Source organism: Paenibacillus sp. FSL L8-0494 (assembly GCF_038003695.1).
GTDB classification, from domain to species: domain Bacteria; phylum Bacillota; class Bacilli; order Paenibacillales; family Paenibacillaceae; genus Paenibacillus_AQ; species Paenibacillus_AQ odorifer.
In genome coordinates this window covers 6095512-6107882 of sequence record NZ_JBBOPQ010000001.1, presented here as the reverse complement: position 1 = coordinate 6107882, position 12371 = coordinate 6095512, and the positions used below count along the sequence as shown (strand labels likewise).

Sequence of the window (12371 nt, the reverse complement as noted above, 5' to 3'; positions counted from 1 at the left end):
GTCAAAAGAGCCCGACCCACAAATCTCCTCAGATCATACCTGAGAGATACATGGGTCGGGCTTTTTTTTTGGAGGGTTGTTCCAGCCAGTTATTTAAAATAATCTGCTACGCCTTCGGCGATGGCTTTAGCCGCTTTTTTCTGATAGGAGGTCTTGCGGACAATGGACTCGTCTATAGGATTGGTAAGGAATCCAAGCTCGACCAAGGTAGCTGGAATCCGATTCTCCCTTAGGATGTGATAATCGCCAAAGGACAACCCGTTGCTCTTCAGACCGATGCCTTGCCCCAGCCGGGTTTCAATCGCCCGCGCGAGCTTCAAATCATCCGCTTCTGAATAAAAGAAGGTCAACGTTCCGGACACATTTTTAGGTGAAGAATTATAATGAACGCTTACAAAAGCGTCAGCACGCAGGGCTTGGCTCATCTGAACACGACGTGCTAACGTGGGCTTTTGATCGTCTCGGGTGCGAGTCATCTCTACCCGTGCTCCTTTAGCAACAAGAGCATCCCGGACATAAAGTGCAGTGTGCAGATTCAAATCCTTTTCCATGGTGTTATATGTAGTGCCGAGCATGCCCGGATCACTGCCGCCATGACCAGGATCGATGACGATCAGCTTTCCTCGTAGTCCGCCTTTATGCTGGACGGTGCTTATGCTGCTTGTACTGCTTGGTGTGCTTCCGCTTCGGATATATTGCTCTGCCACCCAACCAGTTTCACCGCTGGCTGTGCGAATTCGAGCCCAGCCGTTCTGATGAAGAAGGAGAGTGACTGTATCCTTGGCTTTTAAAGAACCGAGCACCTTATATTGTGTTCCTGGGCCACTTCGGATGCGTAGAGAATCAGCCGTGACTGTAGCCTTTGAAGTTCTACTAGAAGCATTGGCTGATGTTGACGAGGCAGTATTGGTTTTAGTAGCAATAGACGTTCCAGAAGCGCTGGATTGCAGGGAGTTGCTGTTCACCTTTTTTAGGTAATAACCCGCTACCCAGCCAGAGGTGCTCCCCGCCTTAACCTTTAACCATCCGTGCTGCTCATCAGTCACAGTAACCCGAGCCCCATTCTTAATTGATCCTACAACAGTTGCATTCTTAGCCGGTTCATCGCGTACATTTAAAGAACTCGCATATACCTGTGCGGTATAACTTCCTGCTGCTGTCTTTGCTTCAGCAGACTGTGGCGCTGCTATACCCAAAAGGCAAGCTGTGAGCAGGGTGACACCTATCATTTTGTTCATAGTATCCTCGCTTTTTGAGAGTAGTCGTAATTCCTTACCCAATTTACGAGGTTTAGAATAATATTTTTTGAGAATAAGGCCTCTTTTCTGGTGGTCTAAAGACTTGTATAATTATTACATATCGGGAAAGAGGATGAAGGAGCATTGCCGTGACTAAACCAAAGCTATTCATTGGATCTTCCAGGGAGTCTATACGTTATGCAAGAGCGATTCATGAGCAGCTGAAGAGGGATGCTGAAGTGCATCCTTGGTATGCCAACGCTTTTCGTGCGAATGAATACACCATGGAGGCGTTGGAGAGAAATTTGGATGAGAGCGATTTTGCCGTATTTGTGTTCTCGCCAGATGATGTCGCCAAAATCCGTGGTAAATATTATTATGTGACCCGCGATAATACGGGGTTTGAAATGGGTTTGTTTTGGGCTAGATTGCGGCGCAGCCGTGTTTTTTGTCTAGTACCTGATCAGGTAACTGCGCGTGATGATCTGATCCCTGGAGAAAATGTAGAAGAATATCATCTGCTATCTGATTTAGCAGGAATTACATCGTTAGAGTATGAAGTGCATCACGATAATCCTACGGCTGCTGTGGATGTGAGCTGTGGTAAGATTATTGATAGTATTCAAGAGCGTGGAAGATTCCGTGACCCGCTTAAAGATTTAGAGCAGCTAAAGATGGATTTAAGGCGCAAGGAAAGTATCCTTCATTTTTTTTGGCAATATAATAGTAATGTGACCATCTCCGAGAATGGAGAGAAGTATCACGCACTTAGTGAGGCGATACGCAATTCCTTTTTACCTCCGAAGCATTGTCGTGTAATCGGTGCAGCTATCTGGCAGGCACAAGCGAAGGAACAACTAGTTCAGGTGGGGGGGAATGTCGGACGCGGTCACTCCTATCCCTTGTCTGTAACGAAAGGGAATGAGAAGCAGCCTAGTGTGGTAGATGCATTTTTATCGAGTAAATGGACTTTTTTTCAACGCACGGAAGTTGCAGAGGTATATATCCTATGCTATCCTCTAGGTAAGAAGTATGTTCTTTCCGTTCATTTCTCAGGAAGTGATGGATTATCTGCAGATGATCTTAAGGCGGTAGTTGGGAATAATCAGGATTTATTCCGTACCATCAATCATTTAGTAGGAGAGGATTCAGCATGAAGAGAATAAAAGGTATTAACAGCTTATCTGATGCTGTTCTCCGATCTGCGAGTGGTGGGAGCAGGAGTGCAGGCGGCGATGACAAAAGCACCAAAAGAAAAGCAGGCTCGAGTCATTCTGCTCAGCAGCCAGCTTCAGCTCAGATTTATACTGCACCTTCTTTGGACGGCGGAGACGACGAGTATAAGAAGCTTATCAGCGGAAAAGTAGATAATAATAAACCATCCTTTGCGTGATTTTTTTATAAAAAGGGGGCCTCAGCCATTGGCTTGAGGGCCCCTTTTTGGTATTCCATTCTAACGGTTGTTCTTCTTGGCGATCTCACGCCGTACGACAGGTGCAACCTCTGTTGCCAAAAGCTCAATGGCTTTGGCTACCTTAGCGTAAGGAAGGCCGCCGATATCGAGCTGAGTCATAAAGCGGCTATGACCGAACAGCTCATGCTGATAGAGAATTTTTTCGATAATTTGCTGCGGGCTGCCCACAGCCATCGTGTTATCAGCAGATACATATTGCCCAAAGTCATCACGAGACACCTTGTACTCTTGACCCGGTTTTGGACTGATAGAGTTACGGTAACTATAGTAGTAAGGGTAATATTCGTCCAACGCCTGCTGTGAGGTTTCAGCAATGTAGCCGTGGCTAGTGATCGCAATCTTTAGATCCTCAGGTGCATGTCCTGCTTGAATTCCGGAACGCCGATAGGTTGCGGCAAGCTCTTGAAAAGGCTCTGGACTGCCGCTTAGGATGGCGATAGCCATTCCGGTCCCGAGCATCCCGGCCTTCTCCGCGCTTTCTGGAGAACCGCCTACACCAATCCAGAGTGGAAGATTCTCCTGTAATGGACGTGGAGCAATCTCCGAATCCTTCAGCGATGAACGGAAGGAGCCCTCCCAGTTCATAACTTCATGTTTGTTAAGCTCCAAGAGTAAATTGATATTCTCGGAGAATAGACGGTGATAATCTTCAAGCTCATACCCGAAGAGCGGAAAAGACTCCACAAAAGCACCACGCCCCGCAATAATCTCTGCACGTCCATTCGACAGCAAATCAAGTGTGGCGAAATCCTCGAACACCCGTACAGGATCAATGGTGCTTAATACGGTTGTTGCGCTCGTTAGTTTAATTCTGTTAGTAACCTGAGAAATGGCAGCCAGTACGACTGGCACCGAAGAAATTACAAAATCAAGACGATGATGCTCACCTACACCAAATACATCAAGTCCCGCCTCATCTGCCAGCTTAGCTGCAGCTACAACTTCGTCGAGACGTTGTTTTGGACTGATCTTCTTCCCTGTATGACAATCCGCTACGATGTCTCCTAAGGTATAGATACCAAATTCAAAATCGGATGCTGGTGCTGCGGTTGCTTCGTTACTCATGCTCACAAACCCCTTGTTATTCATATATTTGCTAAAGCCTGTCCGTGTATGGAGGAATGTGATTATTATAACACAATGACTTACAAAATGTAAGTTTGTGAGTAAATGTTTTGATTTATTCTGTTGTTTTTGACAAAATGGAATAATAATCCATAAGGGTTATATCCTGCTCGTCTGATGTTATTATATTTGATTTTAAGAATCTATCCAAATGAGGCAGTTACTTATATGAGGAGGAGTTTGGTGCCTGGGACATGACATGTATGTAGCCCAGACCGATGGGAAATTGGTTGCTATTGATCTAAACGGTATGATTATTGTGCAGAGTAAAGGGACGTTAACTGCTTTCAAGGAGCCTCAGGCTCTGAAAATGAAATAATCGAAGCCACAACGGCTCTCCGATAACCATCCGGCAGAGTCGTTTTTAGTGGAATGATTCCACAATCCCAGTGCGAAAAATACAAATCTATTTTATGATAATAAGGTTATATGATGAGTAGACTGTAAGTTAACCAAATTACATAGAAGGACCGAGGGATATTATGGAACAGCAAGCGGTTTGGGCGATAGGTATTTTTCTGCTGATTTATGGACTTATTATTTCCGAAAAGATTCACCGTACCATTCTGGCGATGTTAGGCGCTATCGTCATGATAGCGATGGGCATTGTGGATCAGGAGACGGCACTGCAGCACATCGATTTTAATACTATAGGATTGCTTGTAGGAATGATGATGATTGTAGGGATTACCGCAGAGACGGGGCTCTTTAAATACGCAGCTGTGAAATCAGCTAAGTTGGCGAAGGGGAAGCCGAAAAGAATACTGATTGCTTTGTTTGTGATTACCGCAGTGGCTTCAGCCTTTTTGGATAATGTGACGACAGTGCTGCTTATGGTGCCAGTCACCTTCAGTATTACAAGACAACTGCGCATACATCCGCTGCCTTTTTTGATGTCACAAATTATCGCATCTAATGTAGGCGGAACGGCAACCTTGATCGGAGACCCGCCTAATATCATGATTGGCAGTGCTGTTAAGGAGCTGACCTTCATGGCTTTTATTAGCAATCTGACACCCGTGATTATCATCATTGTTTTGGCGTATATCCCGCTGCTGTTATTGATGTTCGGTAAACAAATTAAAACCACACCTGAATTGCAGCAGAGCATCATGGACATGGATGAGAAGGTTATGATTACGGATCATAAGCTGCTGCGAAAATGTCTGATCGTACTGGCAATTACGATTGCCGGGTTCTTTTTACATCAGGCGTTACATTTGGAGTCCGCTACAGTTGCACTGGCCGGTGCATTTTTACTGCTGCTGCTGACCGGAGGGGAACATATGCTGGAAAAAGCTTTTCACAGCGTGGAGTGGATTACGATCTTCTTTTTTATCGGACTGTTCGTGTTGGTGTCAGGGCTTGTAGAGACAGGTGTGATTGCAGAGCTGGCTGCAAAAGCGATTGAAATAACGAATGGTGATGTGCTGATGAGCTCAATGATGATTTTATGGGTCAGCGCCATAACCTCAGCATTTCTGGATAACATTCCTTTTGTAGCAACTATGATCCCTCTGATTCAGGAGATGGGCAATATGGGGATCAGCAATTTGGAGCCGTTATGGTGGAGTTTGGCCTTAGGGGCTTGTCTGGGTGGCAATGGCACATTGATTGGTGCGAGTGCTAATTTGATCGTAGCGGGTTTGGCAGGTAAAGAGGGGTACCCGATTACGTTCATGAAGTATTTGAAGGTCGGTTTTCCTTTGATGCTGTTGTCCATTGTGATCTCCAGCGTGTATTTATATTTAAGATATCTGATGTAAGCAGCGTTACTAAGAGCCAGGGAGTAATATGCTTGAAGTGATATTTTGAAACGGCAGGTAGAAGTTGTGGAGGAAGTAGAAGGAGTAGTGGAAGTAGAGGAAGTAGAGGGAGTAGAGGAAGTAGAGGAAGTAGAGGAAGTGGAAGAAGATGCAGGAGTATAAGTAACAAGTGGAGGCAAAATGCAGATGTTGAAGCGGTGAACATATGTTGAAGTGACGGTGGGAGCATATAAGTGTATTTTGTACAGTTATAACTCATCGAATAAATTGTCCCCAAAAAATAGCTGTATTCAGTACACTTATTTTCATGATTCCCTCAGCTAAAGGTGGTTTTTCTGGATTTTAATTGTATAGAATACAGTTATATTTAGGACAACCCCTTTTTTATACGAAATAAGTGTACAGAATGCAACTAAATCAAAGATTTGATCTAGATTCGGCGATTAAAATATACGGGGGATCCGGAGGAGTTATTCCGAGGTTTACCCAAAGTCGACTTAACGCTACGCAATGCAGATAAACAAGCAGGCAGTGATTCTCCAATATCTGGAGGCTTACTGCCTGCTTGTTTTTTACAGTAGAAAGGGCTGCTTAAGGAGTATGACTTCCAAAATACTGGTAACTTCCTTTGGGATATTGATTCCACTCGCCCTCAAGTGAATACTGCTGTGATCCAGTGTATATACCAGATTTACGGACAATAGTTCCACCTGTGGAGAGGAATTGCTGAGTAGAGGTAGGGTCACCGAGAACATCTACGATTTGGCCGTTTTTCTTCAGTACTAATGCTGTAATATTATATGTTTTTGGATTATAAAGACTCAGCTCATCATTGTAATAGGAGATATTCATTAAATCAAATGCGTCCCCAAAAGTAGAATCTATAAACATATACGGCATTGCTACAGATACAGGAAATAATGGCCGGGAATAAACCTGTTTGGTTTGGGTGGCTTTCATAAATTGGTGGACTTCAAGGGTGTAACCTTCTGCTTTTCCTGCGGGATTACCATTTCCTTTATAGTACAGCTCAACTGCGATTCTGCCGTCACCGCCGTCCAGATACTCTGAGAAGAATAGCTCGGAGGTACCCTGTGAAGCCACACTTATAGATAATACAACCGCTTTGCCATCAGAACCTACTATCCATACCGTTCCTGGACTTGTAGGACCATTCCATATAGCTCCATTCAGAGTTGCAGGTCCGCTCAATGAACCTGTGCTGCTTTCTGTATACACTTTAAATTGACTCTGATTAGGAATCAGCTTGGAAATATCGAAGGAAATATTGGACACACCTTGCTTGGTGGTTATTGGCACAAAGCCGTTGTTTACAAGCTGGGCTGTAATCAAGGTGAAAGTTGAGGTGGTTGAACCTCCTTTATTATCCATTGCTGTGAGGGTCACTAAACCACTAGCTGAACTATTAGCTGCCGGAGTTACCGTCAGAGTGTTGCCATTAAGGCTAAGTGTACCAGCATTTACGTTATCTATAGAAGCTGAATAAGTAAGCATGTCATTGTCTGGATCTTGAAAAAGCTGGGCCAGATCAAATATACGTGGTGCCGTGATACCTGGTGTTAAGAGTTGAGTAGTGATTCCAGATATCGCAATTGGTGGCTGATTAGACGTTACAGTGAATACAAAAGTAGAAGTGTTAACGCCACCTTGGCCGTCCATTGCTGTTATTGTAATCATGGCCGTACCTGAATTGACCGGCACAAGGTTGAGATGATTCCCATTTACAGATACAGTGGCAACGCTAGCGTCAGAGGATGCAGCTGCGAATGTAAGCGGGTCGCCGTCCGGATCAATGAACACATTACTGATGTCGACGTTTTGGACACCGTTTGTGATCAGAGCAGATATTGGATCAATATTATTTTGCGCGACTGGTGCATGGTTCACCGGAGTCGGCGCCGGAGTAGGCTCAGGAGTCAGCACCGGAGTAGGACTAGGAGTCACTACCGGAGTAGGACTAGGAGTCGCTACGGGAGTAGGCTCAGGAGTCGCCACCGGAGTAGGACTAGGAGTCGCTATCGGAGTAGGCTCAGGAGTCGCGACCGGAGTAGGGCTCGGAGTCGCGACTGGAGTAGGCTCAGGAGTCGCGACTGGAGTAGGCTCAGGAGTCGCGACTGGAGTAGGCTCAGGAGTCGCGACTGGAGTAGGCTCAGGAGTCGCGACTGGAGTAGGCTCAGGAGTCGCCACCGGAGTAGGACTAGGAGTCGCGACCGGAGTAGGACTAGGAGTGGCCACCGGAGTAGGCTCAGGAGTCGGTACCGGAGTAGGCTCAGGAGTCAGCACCGGAGTAGGACTAGGAGTCACTACCGGAGTAGGACTAGGAGTCGCGACCGGAGTAGGCTCAGGAGTCGCCACCGGAGTAGGACTAGGAGTCGCTATCGGAGTAGGCTCAGGAGTCGCGACCGGAGTAGGGCTCGGAGTCGCGACTGGAGTAGGACTAGGAGTCGCTACCGGGGTAGGGCTCGGAGTAGGCGCCGGAGTAGGACTAGGAGTGGCTACCGGAGTAGGGCTCGGAGTCAGCACCGGAGTCGGACTAGGAGTCGGTGCCGGAGTAGGCTCAGGAGTCGGATCGCTCACGGCGGCGTTAGCAGACGTGGACGAAGTATACGCAGGAGCAACGGCTCCAGATGTATTTTGAACCGTTTGGATATTATCTTGAATGGCTGTGTAATTTGTTATGAAATGTGAAGGCAGACTGTTGCCAGGCAACTGCAGATTTTGAATAGACAAGGAGGGATCGATGGTGATCTTAGCGCCGCCTTCAACTATTTTTAAGGTTTGCAGGGAACCGCTACCATGAATAGTAACTGGAGTTATAGAATCCACAATGATCTGCCCAATTTGGCCCTGAAAAGTTATACTCGAAACGCCATTTTTAATCTTCAAATCACCGGTAACATTGCCTTTAATAACAACATCATTTCCAGAAATATTGAGCAAAGAACCGGAGGGTAAGCCGGAGGTATTTAGTTGAACCCCTTTTTGTACAATTTCAAGCTCTTGCAAACCATCTACATGACGATTCAAGGAATTGAACTTAAGGACAGCTCCTCTTAAAGCATCATGGTTGTTATCACCCATTAATTCTTTGAGTTTACCTTCAATGAGGTAAGGCGTGCCATTGATCGTTACGAAATCCCCATCTATACTGTCGATCGTTGCAGTTTGTTGTTCTTCTTTAAAAATATTCAGCAGAAAAGAAGCCATATCCTGCCGCTGAACAGTACCTTTGGGGCTGAACATATCTTCGGGAGAGTCTATAAGTTTAAGGCGTAATGCGACATCGGTATACTCTTTTGCCCAATTGCTAATTGTGGATTCGTCCTTAATCTTGTTGGCTTGTCCGCCTTGCGCTCCAGTTCCGCGGATGGCACGTACAAATATAACTGCAAGCTCTTCTCTAGTTACAGGTCTGGATGGATTAAAATCACCTGTAAGATCACCCTCCATAAATCCTGCCTTTTTAACAGCCTCAATAGCGGACACACTCCAACTGGAATCAGATACGTCTCTAAAGGAAGAAGCGGAGTTTACTGAGGAATCTAGCTTTAAGGTCTTCGCTAAAATGGCTGCCAGCTCTTGGCGAGTCATTGTCGCAGTGGGTCTGAATTGTCCGTTGGGATCGCCTTTAAGCAAGCCTAGACGAGCAGCCTCGAGGATTGCGGCACTTTTCGTCTGTTGTATTTCGGTTAAATCGGAGAACGGTGGAGTGATTTCAGCTGCAGATGCATAGAGAGTACCACCGAACAAGGTGTTAAGGGCAACAAGTGTTGCTCCCCATTTTAATGATATGCTTTTCAAGCAAAAGCCCCTTCCTTAGAACCAATTTGTCATAAGCTTACTTCATTATATCGACGCAAAAGTGAGGTTTTTTAATACTTTCATCCTACTAAAAGTGATTTAATTCATTGCTTTTCTAACTTATGAACTAGAAATAACTCCACTTCTGTTCCATAAAAGGGCTTGTTTTTTGTTGACAGCTTATAAAATCGATGATATTTTAAATATTATAATTCCAATTGATTTACTTTGAATAATGATTGCCGACTGTTCCTACAGAGGTATTGCGAATGTAAAAACGCAATGCCTCTGTTTTTTTGTCCAGACAGATTAAAGGAGGGGTCAAGGTGGGAGAAGCGTTGCTGTCTATTTCGAACCTAAATAAACGTTTTGAGTCTGCCGGTGGTCATGTTCAAGCACTCCATAATGTAGATCTTCATGTACAGGAGGGCGAATTTATTACAGTCATCGGCCCCAGCGGCTGTGGAAAAAGTACACTATTACGCATCGTAGCCGGTCTGGATAGCGGGTACACTGGCAGCGTCACCCTGGAAGGGGCGGAGATTGGGGGTCCTGGGATCGATAAGGGTTTTATTTTTCAGGAGCATCGCCTCTTTCCCTGGCTTACCGTTGAGAAGAATATTGCCTCTGATTTACCGCTAGGGAACAAGGAAGTCAGGCGGAAGGTCGATGAATTGATTGATCTGGTGAAGCTAAATGGATTTGAGAAATCTTATCCCCGCGAGTTGTCGGGAGGGATGGCCCAGCGGGTAGCAATAGCTCGTGCACTTCTGCGCAATCCAAAAATACTGCTGCTGGACGAACCGTTTGGTGCACTGGATGCATTCACTCGGGCCCATATGCAGACGGTATTGCTGGACATTTGGCGGGCTAACCAAACAACCATGATTTTTGTAACGCATGATATTGATGAGGCTGTGTTCTTGGGTAATCGAGTAGTGATTCTAGAGCCACGTCCCGGGAAAATACGTAAAATTGTACCGATAGATTTACCGTATCCACGGAAAAAAACAACGACCTCCTTTCAAGAGCTGCGTTTGAAGGTGTTGAATTATTTTGAAAAGGTAGATGAGCTAGAGCTTACAGACGGAGCCGGAATATAAAATAGGTCGACCATACCCATGGAGACTTTCGAAGGCATTACTATTCGAGGGTCTCTTTCTGTTTATTTAAAGTGATTGTAAAGCTGAAAAAAGGTGGGTTCAAAGTATGACAAATCGGGCTGTAGCCATAAGAACTTCCGGAAGACCCGGAAAGGTGGCAACACTAGGACTTGGTCTTTTGCTGCCGGGCAGTGTGCTGATTCTGTGGCAGACGCTCGGGCATTATGGAATGATCTCGGAGATGCTGTTCCCTACGCCGTATACGATTGCGGAATCTTTTGTAACTTTAGCGGCTTCAGGCGATTTGTGGCCGAACTTTAGGATCAGCTTGATCAGAGCTTTTTCTGGATTCCTGCTAGGTGGTGGACTGGGTCTGCTGTTAGGACTTCTCGTAGGTCTGTTCCGTAGATCGGAGAAGCTGTTAGATCCCTCCTTGCAAATGATCCGTATGATTCCCAGTCTGGCGGTAGTACCGCTGTTCATTTTATGGTTCGGGATCGGTGAGGAGTCGAAGGTGCTATTGATTGCTAAGGGAGCTTTTTTCCCACTTTATATTAATACGTTCATGGGAATTCGCGGCGTGGATAACAAGCTATTTGAAGTTTCCCGGGTACTTGGCTTCAGCCGGTTGAAGCAGATTGGCAGGTTAGTACTTCCAGCAGCGCTGCCGAACATTATTCTTGGAGTTCGTCTCTCTCTAGGGCTTTCTTGGCTGGGGTTAGTAGTGGCAGAGCTTATTGCATCTACCTCAGGCATTGGATACATGATGTCCGATGCGCGTCAATTCGCGGACACACCAGTGGTGTTCGTGGGAATTATTATTTTTGCCGTAGCTGGATTGTTGAGTGATTCCATTGTCCGTTACATTGAACGACGGTTGTTGAGATGGCAAGACAGTTATCGCGGATAACCTTGAACGCTCATTAAACAAAAGGGGGATGCACCATGAGCGATGGAGTAGAAGCTATTATCAAAAATACTAAAAGAGCCAGAGAAACGCTGGATAGCAGCGGCACAGCTCCTTTATCCAAGAAGACACCGAAGAAACCCGCAATACAAGTTGCATGGAAACCCTTGCTCTCTGATTGGGGAATGGGTGCAATTATCCCGGTGGTGACGTTAGTCCTTTGGCAGCTGGCAGGGAGTACGGGGCTGGTCTCAGCAACCTTTTTGCCGACTCCGCTTTCGATTGCAAGAGCTTTTACCGACTTGTTGGTTACTGGAGAGTTAACTCATCATCTGGGTGTCAGCATGGGTAGGGCGGGCATCGGATTTCTTATTGGAGGTGTGTTGGGTCTTCTATTCGGCGTACTGACTGGCTTGTTTCGCAGTGTAGAATATGTGCTCGATCCTAGCGTACAAGTGCTTAGGCTTGTTCCCCATTTAGCTATAGCGCCGCTCATTATTCTCTGGTTCGGGTTTGGAGAGATATCTAAAGTTGTGATCATTATGACAGGCTCATTTTTTCCGCTCTATATTAATACGTTTATGGGCATCCGCAATGTGGACAATAAATTGTTCGAAGTAGCTCGTGTATTGGGATTCAGTCCATATCAGAAGCTGCGCAGGCTTATACTCCCGGCGGCGCTGCCTGGAATTTTGTTAGGGCTAAGGTTGTCGCTGGCTGTAGCTTGGATTGGTTTGGTTGTAGCAGAGCTTATTGGATCACAGTCAGGTATTGGGTTTCTTATCAATGAAGCGAAGCAGAACTCTAATACAGAGGTTGTATTCGTAGGCATTATTATTTTCGCAATTGTCGGTAAGCTGATCGATTCCTTGTTCCGGATTATTGAACGAAAGTTCCTGTTCTGGCGCGATAGTTACGAAGGCTAAACAAACTGAG

The 12371-nt window shown here is 45.8% G+C and carries 9 protein-coding genes; 6 read left to right on the top strand and 3 right to left on the bottom strand.

The genetic code is table 11. The features are described from left to right. Window positions 1-89: 89 nt before the first annotated feature. Window positions 90-1238 carry an N-acetylmuramoyl-L-alanine amidase gene (locus tag NYE35_RS27520; RefSeq protein ID WP_076104179.1) on the bottom strand — a complete coding sequence of 383 codons (1149 nt, stop codon included), beginning with the start codon at window positions 1236-1238 and terminating at the stop codon, window positions 90-92. Between the two features lie 149 nt (window positions 1239-1387). Between NYE35_RS27520 and NYE35_RS27515 the strand changes: the two genes are divergently transcribed. Together NYE35_RS27515 and NYE35_RS27510 are read left to right on the top strand one after the other, a co-directional pair. Continuing rightward, the gene (locus tag NYE35_RS27515) at window positions 1388-2395 is read left to right on the top strand and encodes a TIR domain-containing protein (protein WP_170914300.1); all 1008 of its coding nucleotides are present in this window, start codon (window positions 1388-1390) and stop codon (window positions 2393-2395) included. Further along, window positions 2392-2631, top strand: coding sequence for a hypothetical protein (locus NYE35_RS27510; protein ID WP_036680302.1), 240 nt, complete (start codon window positions 2392-2394; stop codon window positions 2629-2631). The genes NYE35_RS27515 and NYE35_RS27510 overlap by 4 nt, the downstream gene beginning before the upstream one ends. A 60-nt stretch (window positions 2632-2691) precedes the next feature. Here NYE35_RS27510 and NYE35_RS27505 read toward each other — a convergent pair whose 3' ends face one another. Further along, window positions 2692-3777 (bottom strand): LLM class flavin-dependent oxidoreductase, encoded by a 1086-nt coding sequence (locus NYE35_RS27505; RefSeq protein ID WP_076104180.1) that lies wholly within the window; start codon window positions 3775-3777, stop codon window positions 2692-2694. A gap of 542 nt (window positions 3778-4319) precedes the next feature. Between NYE35_RS27505 and NYE35_RS27500 the strand changes: the two genes are divergently transcribed. Then, window positions 4320-5603 carry an ArsB/NhaD family transporter gene (locus NYE35_RS27500; protein WP_036680299.1) on the top strand — a complete coding sequence of 428 codons (1284 nt, stop codon included), beginning with the start codon at window positions 4320-4322 and terminating at the stop codon, window positions 5601-5603. A 591-nt stretch (window positions 5604-6194) separates the two neighbouring features. Here the strand turns inward: NYE35_RS27500 and NYE35_RS27495 are convergent. Beyond that, window positions 6195-9425: an S-layer homology domain-containing protein gene (locus tag NYE35_RS27495; protein WP_341122280.1), complete on the bottom strand. Its 3231-nt coding sequence runs from the start codon at window positions 9423-9425 to the stop codon at window positions 6195-6197. A 326-nt stretch (window positions 9426-9751) separates the two neighbouring features. On the opposite strand from NYE35_RS27495, the gene NYE35_RS27490 reads away from it, so the two are divergent. The 3 genes from NYE35_RS27490 to NYE35_RS27480 all read left to right on the top strand — a co-directional run bounded on the left by NYE35_RS27490 (window position 9752) and on the right by NYE35_RS27480 (window position 12361). Beyond that, window positions 9752-10528: an ABC transporter ATP-binding protein gene (locus NYE35_RS27490; RefSeq protein ID WP_036680296.1), complete on the top strand. Its 777-nt coding sequence runs from the start codon at window positions 9752-9754 to the stop codon at window positions 10526-10528. Window positions 10529-10634: 106 nt separating this feature from the next. Beyond that, the gene (locus NYE35_RS27485; RefSeq protein ID WP_036680294.1) at window positions 10635-11438 is read left to right on the top strand and encodes an ABC transporter permease; all 804 of its coding nucleotides are present in this window, start codon (window positions 10635-10637) and stop codon (window positions 11436-11438) included. A gap of 35 nt (window positions 11439-11473) precedes the next feature. After that, on the top strand, window positions 11474-12361 hold the full coding sequence (locus tag NYE35_RS27480; RefSeq protein ID WP_036680293.1) for an ABC transporter permease: 888 nt from the start codon (window positions 11474-11476) through the stop codon (window positions 12359-12361). Window positions 12362-12371 lie beyond the last annotated feature (10 nt).

What these genes read in the sequence shown, in the direction of transcription:
- NYE35_RS27500 (WP_036680299.1), top strand. Translation starts at nt 4,320, where the DNA reads ATGGAACAGCAAGCGGTTTGGGCGATAGGTATTTTTCTGCTGATTTAT.
- NYE35_RS27520 (WP_076104179.1), bottom strand. Translation starts at nt 1,238, where the DNA reads ATGAACAAAATGATAGGTGTCACCCTGCTCACAGCTTGCCTTTTGGGT.
- NYE35_RS27480 (WP_036680293.1), top strand. Translation starts at nt 11,474, where the DNA reads ATGAGCGATGGAGTAGAAGCTATTATCAAAAATACTAAAAGAGCCAGA.
- NYE35_RS27505 (WP_076104180.1), bottom strand. Translation starts at nt 3,777, where the DNA reads ATGAGTAACGAAGCAACCGCAGCACCAGCATCCGATTTTGAATTTGGT.
- NYE35_RS27485 (WP_036680294.1), top strand. Translation starts at nt 10,635, where the DNA reads ATGACAAATCGGGCTGTAGCCATAAGAACTTCCGGAAGACCCGGAAAG.
- NYE35_RS27510 (WP_036680302.1), top strand. Translation starts at nt 2,392, where the DNA reads ATGAAGAGAATAAAAGGTATTAACAGCTTATCTGATGCTGTTCTCCGA.